At 66.2% G+C, this 16304-nt stretch carries 14 protein-coding genes; 5 read left to right on the top strand and 9 right to left on the bottom strand.

The window, feature by feature from the left end:
• Positions 1-3 precede the first annotated feature (3 nt).
• Complete coding sequence (gene pabB / locus K7H93_RS05380) at positions 4-1812, bottom strand: aminodeoxychorismate synthase component I (protein WP_230782804.1); 1809 nt, start codon at positions 1810-1812, stop codon at positions 4-6.
• A gap of 106 nt (positions 1813-1918) precedes the next feature.
• On the opposite strand from pabB, the gene K7H93_RS05375 reads away from it, so the two are divergent.
• Entirely contained in the window at positions 1919-3493 is a 1575-nt protein-coding gene (locus tag K7H93_RS05375) for a helicase HerA-like domain-containing protein (RefSeq protein ID WP_230782803.1), read from the top strand.
• Positions 3494-3584: 91 nt separating this feature from the next.
• On the opposite strand, the gene K7H93_RS05370 is transcribed toward K7H93_RS05375, so the two are convergent.
• The 6 genes from K7H93_RS05370 to K7H93_RS05345 form a co-directional block, all read right to left on the bottom strand.
• Entirely contained in the window at positions 3585-5030 is a 1446-nt protein-coding gene (locus tag K7H93_RS05370; RefSeq protein ID WP_230782802.1) for an ATP-binding protein, read from the bottom strand.
• A gap of 5 nt (positions 5031-5035) precedes the next feature.
• Complete coding sequence (locus K7H93_RS05365) at positions 5036-5779, bottom strand: response regulator (protein ID WP_230782801.1); 744 nt, start codon at positions 5777-5779, stop codon at positions 5036-5038.
• Between the two features lie 4 nt (positions 5780-5783).
• Complete coding sequence (locus K7H93_RS05360) at positions 5784-6374, bottom strand: EF-hand domain-containing protein (protein WP_230782800.1); 591 nt, start codon at positions 6372-6374, stop codon at positions 5784-5786.
• A 216-nt stretch (positions 6375-6590) separates the two neighbouring features.
• Positions 6591-6989 carry a cupin gene (locus tag K7H93_RS05355; RefSeq protein ID WP_230782799.1) on the bottom strand — a complete coding sequence of 133 codons (399 nt, stop codon included), beginning with the start codon at positions 6987-6989 and terminating at the stop codon, positions 6591-6593.
• Positions 6982-7380 (bottom strand): VOC family protein, encoded by a 399-nt coding sequence (locus K7H93_RS05350; protein WP_010233720.1) that lies wholly within the window; start codon positions 7378-7380, stop codon positions 6982-6984. Before K7H93_RS05350 ends, K7H93_RS05355 begins: the two co-directional genes overlap by 8 nt.
• Before the next feature lie 72 nt (positions 7381-7452).
• The gene (locus tag K7H93_RS05345; RefSeq protein ID WP_230782798.1) at positions 7453-9297 is read right to left on the bottom strand and encodes an aminopeptidase P family protein; all 1845 of its coding nucleotides are present in this window, start codon (positions 9295-9297) and stop codon (positions 7453-7455) included.
• Between the two features lie 112 nt (positions 9298-9409).
• On the opposite strand from K7H93_RS05345, the gene K7H93_RS05340 reads away from it, so the two are divergent.
• The 4 genes from K7H93_RS05340 to K7H93_RS05325 all read left to right on the top strand — a co-directional run bounded on the left by K7H93_RS05340 (position 9410) and on the right by K7H93_RS05325 (position 14128).
• Positions 9410-11575, top strand: coding sequence for a S9 family peptidase (locus K7H93_RS05340; RefSeq protein WP_230782797.1), 2166 nt, complete (start codon positions 9410-9412; stop codon positions 11573-11575).
• 1 nt (position 11576) lies between these two features.
• Positions 11577-12977, top strand: coding sequence for a M1 family aminopeptidase (locus tag K7H93_RS05335; protein ID WP_230782796.1), 1401 nt, complete (start codon positions 11577-11579; stop codon positions 12975-12977).
• Positions 12978-13050: 73 nt separating this feature from the next.
• Positions 13051-13695: an HAD family hydrolase gene (locus tag K7H93_RS05330; RefSeq protein WP_230782795.1), complete on the top strand. Its 645-nt coding sequence runs from the start codon at positions 13051-13053 to the stop codon at positions 13693-13695.
• A 10-nt stretch (positions 13696-13705) separates the two neighbouring features.
• Positions 13706-14128: an acyl-CoA thioesterase gene (locus K7H93_RS05325; RefSeq protein ID WP_230782794.1), complete on the top strand. Its 423-nt coding sequence runs from the start codon at positions 13706-13708 to the stop codon at positions 14126-14128.
• On the opposite strand, the gene K7H93_RS05320 is transcribed toward K7H93_RS05325, so the two are convergent.
• Together K7H93_RS05320 and K7H93_RS05315 are read right to left on the bottom strand one after the other, a co-directional pair.
• Positions 14121-14591 carry a hypothetical protein gene (locus K7H93_RS05320; protein ID WP_230782793.1) on the bottom strand — a complete coding sequence of 157 codons (471 nt, stop codon included), beginning with the start codon at positions 14589-14591 and terminating at the stop codon, positions 14121-14123. The two genes, K7H93_RS05325 and K7H93_RS05320, sit on opposite strands and share 8 nt — an antisense overlap.
• Before the next feature lie 687 nt (positions 14592-15278).
• Positions 15279-16274, bottom strand: a complete 996-nt coding sequence (locus tag K7H93_RS05315) for an oxidoreductase (protein ID WP_230782792.1) — start codon at positions 16272-16274, stop codon at positions 15279-15281.
• Between the last annotated feature and the right edge of the window lie 30 nt (positions 16275-16304).

Below are 16304 nucleotides of genomic sequence, written 5' to 3'. Positions count from 1 at the left end.
TTTTTATATGAGTCTTGCGCGCATCAACCCGCGCACGGCGTTGCCGATCCAGAACCCGTTTTCGAGGTCGTCCAGCGTGAGTTCGGCTTCCACTGCGCGGCCTTCGGCAATCAGCGAATCGCGCAGCACGCCGGGCAGCAGGCCGATCGCGCGGGGCGGGGTTGCCAGCACGCCGTCGCGCTCGACGAAGACGCTGGTCCAGCTGCCTTCGGTGACCAGTCCGTCGTCGCGCACCAGCAGCGCCTCGTGCGCGTCCAGATGCCGCGCGGCAGCCAGCGCATCGGCGTAGAAGCCCCGGTCGGTGGTCTTGTGCCGTAGCCGCCAGTCGCCGGGATCGACCGGCAGGGGCAGGGCAATGCAGTCGAGCGGTTCGCTCGGCGTGACGGGCAGCGGCGAAACCTCGATCGCGGTCGTGCCGGAACGCGCGCAGACGAGCCGCACGCGCGCCGGATCGGCGAGATCGAAGCACAGCGTCTGGATCTGGTTGCGCGCGGCGTGCCGGTCGAACGCGAAGCCCAGCTCGCTCGCGCTGGCGGAAATCCGCGCCAGATGCCCTTCGAGCAGGGGCACGCCTTCTTCGGGGTCGAACCGCATCGTCTCGATCAGGTCGAAGGCGGGCGCGCGCGATTCGGGGCTGCTGGCGCGCGCGAAGCCCGCCTTGATCTGCGCCTCGCGCCATTCGCCCAGCGAATCGCTGTCCGCGACGATCCCTGCGCCCACGCCCAGCACGGCGGTGCCGTGGCCATTCTCGGTCGGGGTCAGGCGCAGCGTGCGGATCGCGACGTTGAAGCTGGCGCTGCCATCGGCATCGAACGCGCCGATCGCGCCGCAATAGGGACCGCGCGCATCACGCTCCAGCCGGTCGATAATCTCCATCGCGCGGATCTTGGGCGCGCCGGTGATCGATCCGCTGGGGAACAGTGCGGCGACGATCTGCGCAAGGCCCGTGCCTGGCTTCATCTGCGCATGTACCGTGCTGACCATCTGGTGCACGGTGGGGAAGCTTTCGACCTTGAACGGCTCGTCGACCCGCACCGACCCGGGCACGGCAATGCGCGAGAGATCGTTGCGCATCAGATCGACGATCATCAGGTTTTCGGCGCGGTCCTTCTCCGACGCTGCGAGTTCCTCAGCGGCCCCCCGGTCGGCCTGCGCATCCGCATGCCGGGGGCGGGTCCCCTTCATCGGGCGCGCGGTCAGGCCGCCATCGGCCAGTTCGAAGAACAGTTCGGGCGAGAGGCTGACCACCGCATGGCTGCCGTCCCACACCACGCCGCCGTGCCCGGCGCTGGAGGCCTTGCGCAAGCTCGCATAGAGCGCCAGCGGATCGCCGCGGAATGCGCCGGCCAGCGGCAGGGTGAGGTTCGCCTGATAGATATCGCCTGCCGCGATTTGATCTTGCAACTCTGCAAACCGCGCCTGCCATTCGCCCAGCGAAATCGCCGGGTCGAGCGGACCGAGCGTGGCGGGGCCGTGGGCACGCCGGGCGAGCCAGTCCTCGACCGCGTCTGCGGCAATCACCTGCTCGGCATCGAACAGCCCGAGCCATACCAGCGGCCCTGCCGCGCCCGAGCGCGCATCGGCCAGCGGTTGCAGCTTGGGTTCGAGCGCAAGCCCCGCCTCATAGGCGAGATAGCCTGCCAGCGTGCCGCCGCGTTCGGCCTGCGCGGCCTCTGCTGCGGCGAGCGTATCGGCGACCTCGTCCGGGCGCAGCGCGCGGAAGATTTCCAGCGGCCTCTCCAGCAGGCGCGCGCCGCCCTTTGCGCCGGGTCGCGCATCGTCGAGCAGGATGAAGGGGTCCGCTGTTGCCATTCGCTGTCCGCTCTATCGAAGCGTCCGCGAATTGGAACCACCTTGACGGGCTACGGGTGCGCCGCGAAGACGCAAAGCCTGTCGGCAGGACGGGGAGACGCGCGCGGTGAGTACGATTTTTCTGGGTCGCAACCATGCTGGCGAGGAGCAGGAGCTGCGGCTGGATCGCGCCAACCGCCACGGGCTGATTGCGGGCGCGACCGGCACGGGCAAGACGGTGACGCTGCAGGGTCTCGCCGAAAGCTTCTCCGCAGCGGGCGTGCCCGTGTTCGTCGCGGACGTGAAGGGCGATCTTGCCGGGCTCGCAGTGCCGGGCTCGTCCAAGTTCAAACATGCCGACAAGCTGGAAGGCCGCGCAGCCGAACTGGGCATGGACGATTATGCCTATGCCGATTTCCCGGTGATCTTCTGGGACCTGTTCGGTGAGCAGGGCCATCCCGTACGCACCACGGTTTCGGAGATGGGCCCGCTGCTGCTCGCGCGCCTGCTCGACCTCAACGAGACGCAGGAGGGCGTGCTCCAGATCGTCTTCCGCCACGCGGACGACAACGGGCTGCTGCTGCTCGATTTCGAGGACCTGCGCAGCCTGCTCGCGTGGGCGGCGGACCATACGGACGAAGTCTCGGGTCAGTATGGCCGCGTCACCAAGGCCTCCATCGGCGCGATCCAGCGCGCGCTGCTGACTTTCGAGAGCGAAGGGGCGGACAAGTTCTTCGGCGAGCCCGCGCTGGAGGTGGACGATCTGTTCTGCGTGGATGCCAGCGGGCGCGGGTTCATCAGCATACTCGCCGCGGATAAGCTGATGCGCAGCCCGAAGCTCTATGCGACCTATCTGTTCTGGTTGCTCGCCGAACTGTTCGAGACGCTGCCCGAGGTGGGTGACCCGGAAAAGCCGAAGCTCGTGTTCTTCTTCGACGAGGCGCACCTGCTGTTTGACGACACGCCCAAGGCGTTCCAGGACACGATCGAGACCGTGGTGCGCCTGATCCGATCGAAAGGCGTGGGCGTGTTTTTCGTTACCCAGAACCCGATCGACGTGCCCGACGATGTTGCCGGGCAGATCGGCAACCGCGTGCAACACGCGCTGCGCGCCTTCACCCCGCGCGACCAGAAGGCGATCAAGGCCGCCGCGCAGACCTTCCGCATCAACGCCGATCTCGACGTGGCGCAGGCGATCACCGAGCTGAAGACTGGCGAGGCGCTGGTCTCCACGCTGGGCGAGGATGGCGCGCCGTCGGTCGTCCAGCGCACGCTCATCAAGCCGCCGCAAAGCCGCCTCGGCCCGTTGTCTCCCGGCGAGCGTGCGGTGATCCTCGGCGCGAGCCCGCTGGCGGGCAAGTACGATATGCCGGTCGACCGCGAAAGTGCGGCGGAAGTGATCGCGCGGAAGATGGTCGATGCGGCCGAGACCGCGCAGGAAGTGGAAGAGAAGGGCGAGGCCGAGGTCCGCAAGCGGGAGCGCAAGAGCACCAGCATCTGGGGCAAGGCGATCTCGCGCGGTACCAAGGTCGCGGCTGGCTCTGCCGCAGGAATGGCCGCGCGCACCGTGCTGGGCAAGAAATCGCGCGCCAATCCGATGGCCTCGGGTGTTACCTCGGCTGCGGGTTCGATCGCGACCGATCTTGCGGGACCGGTCGTCGGCAGCTTCGTGCGCAACCTCGTCGGCGGGTTGATGCGTTAGGGATCGCGGTTCCGGCCCTCACCCCGCCCGGCCAACCCACACAGTATACTGCCGATGGGTTGGCCGGGCGGGGGTGCGGGCCGGCGCCGAACTAAGCCGACAAAGGTAGCCGCATCTCGGCGCGCAGGCCGCCTTGCGTGCGGTTGGCGAGACGTAGCTCTCCGCCATGTTCGGCGAGGATTGCGCGGGTGAGCGTGAGGCCGAGCCCGGCACCACCGGTCCCGCGATTGCGACTCGCCTCGCCCCGCCTGAAAGGCTCGAGCATCGCCGCCATGTCTTCCGGCGGGATGCCCGGCCCCTCGTCCTCCACCGCGATCACCGCCGCACTGCCCTCGCGGGAGAGCGAGATCTGTGCGGTGCCGCCGTAGCGCAGCGCATTTTCGATCAGGTTGCGCAGCGCGCGCCGCAGCCAGGTGACCTGCACCGGGGCGACGATCCGATCGGTGTGGGCGATGGCGACGGGCCGGTCCATGTCCTCGAACTCCTCGACCACGCTTGCGACCAGCGCGGCGAGCTGGGCGGCCTCGGGCGGGTCCTTCGCGCGACCGATCCGCGCGAGCGAGAGGATGTCGTCGAGCGAGCGGCGCAGATCCTCGATCACTTCGGCCATCCGCGCGCGCTGTGTCTCGTCCGCGACCGATTCGATCCGCACCCGCAGAGCGGCGAGCGGCGTCTTGAGATCGTGCCCGATCGCGCCGAGCATCACGTCCTTCTCGTCCAGCAGCGCGGCAATCCGGTGTTCGAGCAGGTTGTGCGCCGCGATCAGCCGGCTGACATCCTCCGGCCCGCGCTCAGGCAGCGGCTCGCGCGCCTCGTGCGTGCGGGCAAAGCTCTCGACCCGGTCGGTCAGGCGGGCGAGCGGGCGGGTGATCCGGCGCAGCACCAGATACGTCGCGGCGAGCAGCACCAGGAACAGCAGCACGGTCTGCGCCGCGATCAGCCACAGCACGCCCGCCTCTACCGGGGGGCGCAGCGCGCGCGCGACGATCCAGCGACTCTCGCCCGGCATGCGCAGCGCGGCGACCATCACCTCGCGCTCGCTCAGGCCATCGCGCCAGCGGGCGCGGAAGCGCGGGAATTCGTCCGCAAGCGAGGCGAGCAGCGTATCTTGTGCAACGGGGCGGATAGTGACCACGAGCGCCTCCGCAGCGACGCCCTGCCGTGCCAGTATCTCGCGCAGCTGCGCCTCCTCGCCCGCTGCGCGCCGCTCCCCGGGCAGCAGTGGTGAAGCATCGGCAATCATGCCGGAGAGGCGCGGGGGAAGGCCGCGTCGCCGCTCGCCTCTGCCGCGCCCGATGTCGATCCGCCGCTCAGGCTCTGCGCGGCGCAGCGCGCGGCGGATGTCGCGCGGCGAATCGGTTTCGCGGTTGACCATCCGCAGCAGGTGGAACGCGGCGGCATTGACGGTCGCCGCATCGCGTCGGTCCTGCGCCGCGCGGTACAGCAGCAGGCCGGAAACCGCCTGCCCGATCAGCAGGGTGACCGCGATCGCAAGCAGGCTCTGGCCCAACAGGCTTTTCGGGAAGAAGCGGGCCAATGGTTTCAGCCCGGCACCCGGGTGACATCGGCGGCGAAGCGATAGCCCCCGCCGCGCACGGTCTGGATGAAATGCGGCTGTTTGCTGTCGTCTTCGATCTTGCGGCGCAGGCGCGAAACCTGGTTGTCGACCGCACGATCGAACAGATGCGCCTCGCGCCCCTGCACCATGTCGAGCAGGCGATCACGGTCGAGCACGGCGCGCGGGTGGTCGAGGAAGGCGCGCAGCATGCGGAATTCTGCGGTCGAGATCGGGATCACCGCGCCCTCGGGATCGGTCAGCCGCTGCTTGAGCGGATCGAGCCGCCAGCCTTCGAAGAGGTAATGCGCGTCCTCGCTCTCGTCCCCGGCGGCGGCGCGGCCCGCGCGGCGCAGGACCGAGCGGATGCGTGCGACCAGTTCGCGCGGCTCGAACGGCTTGGTCACGTAGTCGTCCGCGCCGATTTCCAGCCCGACGATCCGGTCGGTCGCCTCGCTCATCGCGGTTAGCAGAATGGTGGGCAGGTTCTGGGTTTCGATCAGGTGGCGGGTCAGTGAGAGGCCGTCCTCGCCCGGCATCATGATATCGACCAGCGCGAGGTCGGCCTTCTTTTCGCGCAGGAGGCTGCGCGCGCTCGCCGCGCTGTCCGCCTCCAGCACCACGAACCCCTGACCGACGAGGTAGTCGACCAGGGGTTCGCGCAAGGTGCGCTCGTCGTCGACGAGCAGGATGGTGACGGCCGTGTCGGCTGCGTGCGCGGCCATCGTCATCGGGTTACTGGCCTGCACGCTCGGCGCGGCGCGCTTCGCGGCGCTCGGCCATCTGGGCGCGCATCGCCTCACGCGCGGCCTTGCGTTCGGCCTGGGTCACGGTGCCGTCGCTATCCGCATCGGCGCGGTCGAACCGGGCCAGCGCATGGGTCTGGAACTCCTCCAGCGTCAGGCGACCATCGCCATTGGTGTCGGCCTTGGCCATCATGCCGCCGCCGCGATTCCAGCCGCGCATCCCGCGATGATGCTTGCCGCGAGCCCGACGTTCGCCCGCTTCGGCGCTCTGTCCGCGTTCGGCCATCCGCTGGGCGCGTCGTTCCTGGCGAGCTTCGCGGGCAGCATCGCGTTCGGCCTTGCTGATCGCGCCGTTGCCGTCGGTATCGAGGCGCGCGATCCGCTGTTCGCGGCGCAATTCGCGGTCGGCGAGATCGAGCACGCCGTCGCTGTTCATGTCCATGCGTTGGAAGCGCTCGGCGGCCTTCTGGGAGACTTCGGCGCGGGTCATCGGGCCGGGGGTGCGATCGCCGGGTTGAGCCAGCGCGGCGGTGCCTGCCAGCAGCGAAATGCCTGCGAGGGCGAGAATGGGGGTTTTCATAGGGGTGCTCCTGTTGGTGGAAGAGCTGCGAGACGGGCAGGGGGATTAGGGGGAGATCGAAAACCCGCCTCGCAGCTCATGACACCTCTTCTACCCGCGCATTGTCGCGCCGGTTTGCCACGAACCGGCCGCTTTGTAACGAATTGTCGCAGGATCGGTGCCCCGTTCACCCAGGTGCAATGGAGCGGGGCAGGGGCGCGGCTCTCGCAGGGCTGCTCAGCGCGGGCGGTGTCGCGTGCCTTCGCCAGCGGTGATGAACAGTGCGGTCGCCTCTGCCTCGACATCGGCGGTGTGCCACACGCCCGGGTCGTTGATTGCGTATTCCCCTGCCGTCAGTGTGACCTGTTCGATCCGCCCGTCGGGAAATTCCTGCGTCAGCACGATCGTGCCCGCGGTGCAGACCACCACTTCGTGCCCGCGCGGGTGCATTTCCCAGCTGTCCCAGCTCTCGGCGAAGGAATGCAGCGAGACCAGCCGGCCCTCCACGCCATCGGCGGCGGTGCGCTGCGCATAATCCGCATACCAGTCCATCCCGGTGAAGGGCGGCTGCGCCTGCGCAGTCGCCCCCAGGCCGAGGTGGACCGGGTTTTCGGAGAGCTTTCGCACCTTAGCCATCCGCAGGGGCCATGCAGAAGGCATTGAGCTTGTTGCCGTCGCGGTCGCGGAAGTAGGACGCGTAGAACACCAGCCCGTTCTCGTCCGCCTCGCCGCGCGGGCCGGGCGCGCCCTCGTCGGTGCCGCCATTGGCCAGCGCGATCTCGTGCAGGCGGTGGACCTGTTGCTTATCCTTCGCCTCGAAGGCGACCATCGTGCCGTTGCCGACGGTCGCCTCGTTCCCGTCGAATGGCTTGGTCAGCGCGACACCTGCCGCACCGCCGGGCTCACCCCAAGCGATGTACATGTCGAAGTCCATCATCCGCCCCACGCCCATCTCCTTGGCGATGGCATCGTAGAAGGGCGCGTTGCCCTGTAGGTCATTGGTGCCCAGCGTTACGTAACCGATCATCGAACTGTCTCCCGAATCGCGAATGTCGCGAAAGGAACATTACGAGAACACTGACCGACCCGCAAGCGGCATTCAGAGCGGCTGGGTGTGCCGCTCCAGCCAGTCCGCCGCCCGCTCGTCGCCGGTCTCGGCGACGCGCTGCTTGAGAATTTCGCGGCAGCAGGCGTGGTAGTGGTCGACCCAGTCGCGTTCCTCGGGCGTCAGCAGGTCGACGTCGATGAGCGTGCGGTCGATCGGCACCCAGGTCAGGTTCTCGAACCCGAACCACGTGCCCTCGTCCGCATTCTCGATCGTGCGCTCCTCGATCAGGACCAGGTTCTCGATCCGGATGCCGTATTCGCCCGCCTTGTAGTAGCCCGGCTCGTTCGAGCAGATCATGCCCGCGGCGAGCGGTTCCATCGTGCCGCCCTGCGATCCGGTGGTCTTGGCGATCCGCTGCGGGCCCTCGTGCACGCCCAGTGCGCTGCCGACGCCGTGACCGGTGCCGTGCGCATAGTCGCAGCCCGCTTCCCACAGGTGCATGCGCGCCAGCGTATCGAGCTGGCCGCCGGTGGTGCCTTCGGGGAAGACCGCGCGTGCGATGGAAATGTGGCCCTTGAGCACGCGTGTGAAGCGGTCCTTCATTTCCGCGCTCGGCTCGGCCTTGCCGTCGGCGCTGCCGACCCACACGGTGCGGGTGATGTCGGTCGTGCCCGCGCGCTCGTCGCCAATATACTGGCCGCCCGAATCGCACAGGAAGATGCTGCCCGGCGGGATCGCGATGTTGCTGTCTTCGTCCACCTTGTAGTGCGGCAGCGCGGCGTGGCCCGCTGCGGCCGAGATCGTGTCGAACGAAGTATCTTTCAGCCCGCCGTCGACCGAGCGGAATTCGAGCAGCTTGGCCGCTGCGGTCAGCTCGTCGATTTTGCCCGAGGGCGCCTCCGCCTCGATCCACGCGAGGAAGCGGGAGACCGCGGCACCGTCGCGCGCCTGCGCATCGCGGTGGCCGTCGACCTCCGCCTCGTTCTTGATCGCGCGCGGCAGGATCGTGGGATCGCGCGTCTCGATCACCTTCGCGCCGCCCGCCTCGAGCGCCTGGGCAATCGCGGCGACGCCATATTCGGGATCGAGCGCGATGCGCTTGCCTTCGAACGAACCCAGCGCGCTTTCGAACTCGCTGCGCGGACGGATGGTCACCGCATTGCCGAGGTGCTGCTTGAGCTCGGGCCCGACCTTGTTCTCTTCGATGAAGAGCTGCGCCGTGCCGTCCTGCTGGACGAGCGCGAAGGCCATGGTCACCGGCGTATGCGCGATGTCGCCGCCGCGGATGTTGAACGCCCAGCCGACCGAATCGAGCGCGCTCAGCACCACGCCGTCGAGCTTTTCCTCGCCCAGCCAGTCGGCGATAGCCTGCCGCTTTTCCTGCGCATTGCGGCCGGCATGCGTGTCGGTATGGACGCGCGCCTCGGCATCGCTCTGCGCGGGCTGGTCCTGCCACACGGCGTCGATCGGGTTGCCATCGACCGGGACCAGCTTCGCGCCGACCTTTTCCAGCGCAGCCTTAGTGGAGCGGACCCAGCCCGGCGTCGCGAGCCATGCGTCGTAGCCGATCTGCGCGCCTTCACCGGCATTCTCGGCGAGCCAGTTCGCCGGATTGTCCTTGGGCACGCCGCGATATTCGAACAGGCGTTCTTCCACCTGGTCGCGCACCTGCACGGTGTAGCGCCCGTCGACGAAGATCGCCGCCTTGTTCTGGAGCACCGCCGCGCTGCCTGCCGAGCCGCCGAAACCGGTCAGCCAGCGCAGCCGCTGCGCATCCTCGCCGACATATTCGCTCATGTGCGCATCGGCGATGGGGACGACAAACCCGTCCAGACCCCGCCGCTTGAGTTCCTCGCGCAGGGCGGAAAGGCGGGCTTCGTGGGTCTGCATCAGCATTTTGTCGATCCTGTGGTTCTTGTGTCTGGCTCTGCCCCCGATCTGGGGTCATACCCCAGCAACGCAAGGCTTTCAAAGCCGTGAGCCATCGCGCACAGGGGGACCGACACCAATGAGCAAGCTTTTTACCGCCGCAATCGCCTTGACCGCGCTCTCCCTGCCGGTCGGCGCAGTGGCGCAATCCAACGGAGCCGATACCAGCGTGAGCGATAATTCGAGCGAACAGGCGCCTACTTCTCCCCCCGTGGCGGAGCGGCGCGAGCATACCTATACGCACCACGGGATCACGCTCTCCGATCCCTACCACTGGCTGAAGGACCCGTCCTACCCGACCGTCGATGACGAGGACGTGCTTGCCTACGTCAAGGCGGAGAACGCCTGGTTCGAAGCGCAGATGGCGCCGCATCAGGCGCTGGTCGACACGCTGTTCGAAGAGATGAAGGGCCGCATCAAGGAAGACGATTCCACGGTCCCGCAGAAGGATGGCGACTGGCTCTACTGGTCCGAATTCGAAGAGGGCAAGGAATACCGCCTGCACTACCGCAAGCCGGTCGCGGGCGGCGAGCCGCAGCTGCTGCTGGACGAGAACCAGCTGGCAGAGGGCAAGGACTATTTCCGCCTTGGTGCCTTCTCGATCAGCAAGGACGGACGCTTCCTCGCCTACTCGTCGGACGATAACGGGTCGGAGCGGTACACCGCGCGGATTAAGGATCTCGAGACGGGCGAACTGCTGCCCGACGAACTGACCAACCTGCGCGGCGGCCTCACCTGGGTCGCGAACGACAGCGCGCTCGTCTACGGCCCGTCGACCGAAGAATGGCGCACGCTGGAGGCCAAGCTCCATGTGATCGGCACGCCGGTTGCGAGCGACGTGACGCTCTACAAGGAAGCCGATGAAAGCTTCGGTGTCGGCACGGGGCTGACCGCGCAGGAAGACTGGCTCGTGATCGCCACCGGCGATAACGAGACGAGCGAAATCCGGCTGGTCAGCGCCGACAATCCGACCGGGGAGCAGATTCTGGTCAAGCCGCGCGAGAAGGGCGTGGAGTACGACGTCGACGTGCGCGACGGCACGCTGTTCGTCCACACCAACGATGATCACATCAACTTCCGCCTTGCGACCGCGACGCTCGCGGCTCCGGGCGAGTGGACCACGCTGATCGAAGGCTCGGACGATTTCTACCTGACCGATTTCGAGCTGTTCAAGGACTTCTACGTCACCGAGGGGCGGCTCGCCGGGCTCGATCAGGTGCAGCTGCGCGCCTACGACGATGCGGACGACATGACCCCGATTCGCTTCCCTGAGGCGAGCTTCGTCGCGGGCCTCTCCAACAACCCCGAATACGACATGCAGAAGCTGCGCCTGTCGTACCAGAGCATGGTCACACCCGGCTCGGTCTACGACTACGATGTGAAGACGGGCGCGCTCGAACTGCTCAAGCAGCAGGAAATCCCGAGCGGCTACGACGCAACGCTCTACAAGACCGAGCGGCTGACGATCACCGCGCGCGACGGCACGCAGGTTCCGGTCAGCGTGGTGATGCGCAAGGACCGTCCGATGGGCGGACCGCTGCACCTCTATGCCTATGGCGCCTATGGTTATGCGGTCCCCCCGGGCTTCTCGACCAGCCGCCTCAGCCTGGTCGATCGCGGCATGGCCTACGCCATCGCGCATATTCGCGGCGGCGACGATCTGGGCCGCCGCTGGTACCTGCAGGGCAAGCTGAACGAGCGGACCAACACGTTCGAAGACTTCGTCGACGTGGCCAAGGGCCTGATCGACGCGGGCTACACCGAAAAGGGCAAGATCAGCGCCAGCGGCGGCAGCGCCGGGGGCGAGCTGATGGGCGTGGTGGTCAACACCGATCCCGACCTGTGGGGCGCGGTGGTCGCCGATGTGCCCTTCGTCGACGTGCTCAACACCATGCTCGACAAGGATCTGCCGCTGACGCCTGGCGAATGGCCCGAATGGGGCAACCCGATTCTGAGCAAGCAGGCCTTTGCCTACATGCTCAGCTACAGCCCCTACGATCAGGTGGTGGCGCAGGATTACCCGCCGCTCATGGTCACCGCCGGCCTCAACGATCCGCGCGTCACCTACTGGGAGCCCGCCAAGTGGGTCGCCAAGCTGCGCGCGACCAAGACCGACGACAACGCGCTGCTGCTCAAGACTAACATGGGCGCAGGACACGGCGGCAAGTCCGGCCGCTTCGCCTCGCTCTACGAGACGGCGGAGGAATTCGCCTTCATCCTGACCCAGCTGGACGTGGTGGACTGACGTGAAGCGCCTGGTGGTGATGGTCGTCGCGCTTCTCGCGCTCCTCGTCCCGGCCATCGCCACCGCGCAGGATGCGCCGGACGAAACGCCCGTGCGAGTCGAGGTGCTGCACGATGCGGACGGCTGGAGTGCGACGTTTCACTTCCCCGCCGATGCGCAGGGCTGGGCCTTCCCCCGCTCCAACCGGGCGCGAAGACAGGACACCGGCTGGCGCGAATTGAGCTGGACGGTGGAGACGGACGGCGTCTCGCTCCAGCGGATCGACGAGACCGATGTGCTGCTGGCCGATGATGGCGGGGCGCTGCCGCACGAAGTGACCGTCCGCTTCGTGCCCTTCGCCGACGATCTGATGGCCGATTACGACCCCGCGCTGCAGTTCACCGACGGCACGCTCGCGCTGTTTACGGGCCACTTCGCGGTCATGCCCTGGCTGCGCGATACGCGGGAGATGGCCGAAGACGGCCCGGTCGTGGAGATGATCTTCCGCGATGCGGACGGCCCGCTGCTTTACAAGGGCCTGCCCTACGACAGCGCGAGCACGCGCGACGATTCCACCTACGTGGTCTTCGGCGATCCGCAGCCGATCAGCACCGATCACCTGACCGCAATCATCGACCCGCAGACGCCCGCGTGGCTGCGCCGCGAGATGCTCGATTTCCTTCCGCAGACCTTCGCCATCTATGCCGACCGGCTGGGCGATCAGGCCGGTAACGGCAAGCCGATGGTGCTGTCCAGCTGGGCTGGGCCCACGCCGGAGCTGTACAGCCAGGGCGGCAGTGTGCTTCCGGGCCTGCTGACCGTGCGACTGGAGGGCGAGGGGCTGGTAAATGAGAGCACGCAGGCCCTGCAGGGAATGCGCTGGTTCATCGCCCACGAAGGCGCGCATTTCTGGCTCGGCCAGACAGTCGAATACGAAACCGATGCCGATGCGTGGATCATGGAGGGCGGAGCCAACCTGCTCGCCTTCCGGCTGATCGAGCAGATCGATCCCGAATATAACGCTGGCACCGAACTGGCGAACAGCTGGCAGACCTGCCTCGCGATGTCGGTCGACAAGCCGCTGGCGGAAGCGAGCGCGCGGCGCGACTACGACGCCAATTACGCCTGCGGAACGGTGCTCGGCATGATCGCCGAAGGCGCCGCGCAGACAAACGGCGGGCGCGACTTCTTCGATTTCGTCGCCGCACTGGTCGCGGCCAACCGCGAGGATGCGGGCGGCGACGGTGTCGTCTCGGTCGACGACTGGCTCGGCCAGCTGGTCGCGGAGAGTGGCGATGCGGAGCTGGCGGCGCAGCTGAAGGCCTTCGTCTATCAGGGCACCGACGATCCGCAGGGCGATCTGTGCGCGATGCTCGCCCGCGTGGACCGCGCAGCCCCCGGATGCGCCGCGGTAGCCGACTGAGCGGTGGATCGGCGCGGCTTGCGCTTCTATGGGACCGGCTGAGACCAGAACCCTCCAGCCATAGCGAGACCGCATGACCGAGCGCGCCACCCCCATCCGCAACATCGTCTTCGATGTCGGCAACGTGATCGTCCGGTGGGAGCCGCAGACGATCGTGGAGCTAGCCTTCGGCCACGATCTGCCCGCCGGGATCACCAGCCAGGACCTGTTCGGCGGCGACATCTTCCGCGCGCTCAACCGCGGCGCTATGAGCCTCACCGAAACCCAGCGCATGTTCGGCGAGCGCCACGGCTTCGATCGCAAGACCTGCGACCGGCTGGTTTCCGCGCTGTTCGAAAGCCTCGTGCTGATCGAGGAGACGCCCAAACTGATGCGCCGCCTCAAGGCGAGCGGATATGGCATCTATGCGATCACCGACAATGTGCACGAAATCGTCGCCTACCTCCGCGGGCGCTACGACTTCTGGCCTTTGTTCGACGGTGCGTGCGTCTCCGCCGATCACTCCACGCTCAAACCCGATCCGCGCATGTATACCTGGCTGACCGAAACCTACGATCTGGTGCCGGAGGAATGCGTGTTCTTCGACGACCTGCCCAAGAACGTGGCGGGCGCGAAGGCGGTGGGAATGGAAAGCTTCGTCTTCACCACCACCGCGCAGGCGGAGGCGGACCTGCGCAGCATCCACGTCGACCCGGACGCCCAGCTGGAGGCGGCGTGAGGAGGATGGCGTGAGCGACGAGACTTCCGAAAATAGCTGGGCCTTCGAGCGCGACTACACCGCAAGCCCCGAGCATATCGACGAGCTCGGCCATGTGAACAATGCCGAGTGGGTCCGCTGGATTCAGGACATCGCGGTGTCGCACTGGCACGCGGTCGCACCCGAGGAGCACCGCGAGCGTTACATCTGGGTCGTGACCCGGCACGAGATCGACTATCGCGGCAACATCAAGGCGGGCGAGACGGCGCATGGCAGAACCCGCGTGCATGGCGAACCAAAAGGCGCGCAGTTCGGGCGCGAGGTGCAGTTCGTTGACGACGCGGGCAAGGTGCTGGTCGCGGCGGTGACCCGCTGGGCGATGCTCGACCGCGAGACCATGCGCCCGGCGCGGATCACGGCGGAGATTGCGGCGCCGTTTCGCGATTTCACTTAGCCGGGCGCTTTACAGTCCGCCGGATGATCCTCTTCTCAGGTTTCTCGCTCTCTTTGGGATCATCCTCCTCTTCAAGGATGAGGTTTCCCTGATCATCAATATCATCGATGTCTAATGCCGGAATCTCTTCTGCCCGCACAAGGAGCGCCTGCCATTTGCGTTCCTGCACATTGCCCTTCAAAAAATGCCGTTTCACCACATGGTAAGGGTTAGGAAACAGTGCATAGGACTGTTCACCAAAAGGGCCGTCTTTCAACTCGATAAAGCCAAGCTCGGCTAACCTTGCGACGCGATCACGCCATGTCCGGAGCGCCCTTTGCCCCTCAAACCCAGCATGAAACGCCATTTCTTGAGCATTGCCAAGTGAGAGGAACGCTTCTTCGCGAAGCCGTGACCATAACTCAAGATATACTCGACTGACGGGTGTCCCCTTTCCCGCCAAATCATCCATAATGCTCATCATTAAAGGCATTAGTCGGGGCAGCGGGGCCCAACCCTCATTATCGAGGCTCCATAATTCCTCGCTGCGAACATCGGGCCACAGCCGAGCGCGTGTTTTAAGCTGACGCTTTAAAACTGCACTTGCGCGTCGGTTGGCCATCTCGATCCCCAGAATTAAAACGGGTCCGGGTTTGACGCCGGACCCTTCGCTACGCAGTCTCGCCATCACCACCGTGAAGAATGCTGGCTTTAGGAGGTCCGGCACAGGTTTGGACCCTGGCTAACCCTCTCGACGTTCACGATGATTGCAATATCGCAGCAAGCGAATCAAAAGTCCAATGCGGACTTTCAGTAGTTTTGACTTCAACACGACATTTTTCTGACTTTTCCAAGAATTGAGTCCGCGCATATCTACCAGCCCGCTTCGCCAGTTTGCGCGTATACGCGCAAAGTTTGCCTCAAGGCATTGTTAAATAAGCTAATTATGGATTATAATGGTATCGCGGTATCACGGTGTCAGGGTATCGCGGTGTCACGGTGTCGCGGTATGGGGGAGTTGTCAGAGGGGGCGCCCTCACAAAGCGTTGCGTACGCTATTGTGTGACTTATCGCATTTAGCGAACGCCGCCGCCGAAATAGCCCTTCATATTTTTGATCTCGTCCGAGGGGATAGATGTCGCTCCGTCCGCCTTGAGCTTTTCTCGACCAATCACACCGCCGCGACCATCTCCTCGCTCATCGCCCACAGGCGCTGCGCGTTGTCCTCGTCGACCGCGTAGGGCTGCACTTTGTTGTAGCGGCTGCGGTTCTCCGGATCGGCCAGCTGTGCGATGTCGCAGTCCTCGCAATACTCGCCGCCGCGGTCCTTCAGCGCCGGCGAGGTCGCGGCCCACAGAGTGGTCGAGGCACCCTGCGTCACGCTCTTGAACATCTTGGCGGCTTGTTCGGACAGCTCGCCATCCTCGTTCATCCAGCCCAGTGCGGTCATTTCCTCGGTATCGAGGTGGCGTTGCAGCGGGGTCATGATCCCGCCGGGGTGGACCGAGAACGCGCGTCCGCCATGCTCGGCCAGCCGCGTGTTCATGCCCACGGCAAACAGCGCGTCGGCGGTCTTGGCCTGTCCGTAGGCCTTCCACTTGTCGTATTCGCCCGATTCCCAGTGCGGATCGTCCCAGCGGATATCCGAGAGCTTGTGGCCGGTGGAGGACAGCGCGACCACGCGCACGTCGCTGTCCGGCTGGTCGGCGGTCTTGACGAGCAGCGGCATCAGCGCCTGTGCCAGCGCGAAGTGGCCGAGGTGATTGACGCCGAACTGCTGTTCCCAGCCCGGGCCCCCACCCTGATCCAATCGGGTCAGCGGGCACGCCATGATCCCGGCATTGTTGATCAGCAGATCGAGCCGGTCGTGCTGTGCCATGAACTCGGCAGCGAAGGCGCGCACCGTGGCGAGGTCGGCGAGGTCCATCGCCATGATCGTGACGTCGCCCACCACATCGGAGAGGTTGCCCACCGCCTTGGCATGGTCGCGCGCGGGCACGATCACTGTCGCGCCCGCACCGGCGAGCCCGCGCACGGTTTCCACCCCGATGCCCGAATAGCCGCCGGTAACGATCGCGACCTTGCCGGAGAGATCGATGCCGTCCAGCACCTCCTGCGGTTCACTCGTCCGGCCGAAGCCCGAATTCACCGGTTGCTGGATGCCCATCGTCTCTCTCCCGCTCAGGTCATTGTCGTA

It is taken from the genome of Citromicrobium bathyomarinum (genome assembly GCF_021021475.1).
GTDB classification, from domain to species: Bacteria; Pseudomonadota; Alphaproteobacteria; order Sphingomonadales; family Sphingomonadaceae; genus Alteriqipengyuania; species Alteriqipengyuania bathyomarina.
This window is presented reverse-complemented; position numbering and strand designations above follow the sequence as displayed.

What these genes read in the sequence shown, in the direction of transcription:
- K7H93_RS05330 (WP_230782795.1), top strand. Translation starts at nt 13,051, where the DNA reads ATGACCGAGCGCGCCACCCCCATCCGCAACATCGTCTTCGATGTCGGC.
- K7H93_RS05360 (WP_230782800.1), bottom strand. Translation starts at nt 6,374, where the DNA reads ATGAAAACCCCCATTCTCGCCCTCGCAGGCATTTCGCTGCTGGCAGGC.
- K7H93_RS05365 (WP_230782801.1), bottom strand. Translation starts at nt 5,779, where the DNA reads ATGACGATGGCCGCGCACGCAGCCGACACGGCCGTCACCATCCTGCTC.
- K7H93_RS05350 (WP_010233720.1), bottom strand. Translation starts at nt 7,380, where the DNA reads ATGATCGGTTACGTAACGCTGGGCACCAATGACCTACAGGGCAACGCG.
- K7H93_RS05345 (WP_230782798.1), bottom strand. Translation starts at nt 9,297, where the DNA reads ATGCTGATGCAGACCCACGAAGCCCGCCTTTCCGCCCTGCGCGAGGAA.
- K7H93_RS05315 (WP_230782792.1), bottom strand. Translation starts at nt 16,274, where the DNA reads ATGGGCATCCAGCAACCGGTGAATTCGGGCTTCGGCCGGACGAGTGAA.
- K7H93_RS05340 (WP_230782797.1), top strand. Translation starts at nt 9,410, where the DNA reads ATGAGCAAGCTTTTTACCGCCGCAATCGCCTTGACCGCGCTCTCCCTG.
- K7H93_RS05355 (WP_230782799.1), bottom strand. Translation starts at nt 6,989, where the DNA reads ATGGCTAAGGTGCGAAAGCTCTCCGAAAACCCGGTCCACCTCGGCCTG.
- K7H93_RS05320 (WP_230782793.1), bottom strand. Translation starts at nt 14,591, where the DNA reads ATGATGAGCATTATGGATGATTTGGCGGGAAAGGGGACACCCGTCAGT.
- pabB (WP_230782804.1), bottom strand. Translation starts at nt 1,812, where the DNA reads ATGGCAACAGCGGACCCCTTCATCCTGCTCGACGATGCGCGACCCGGC.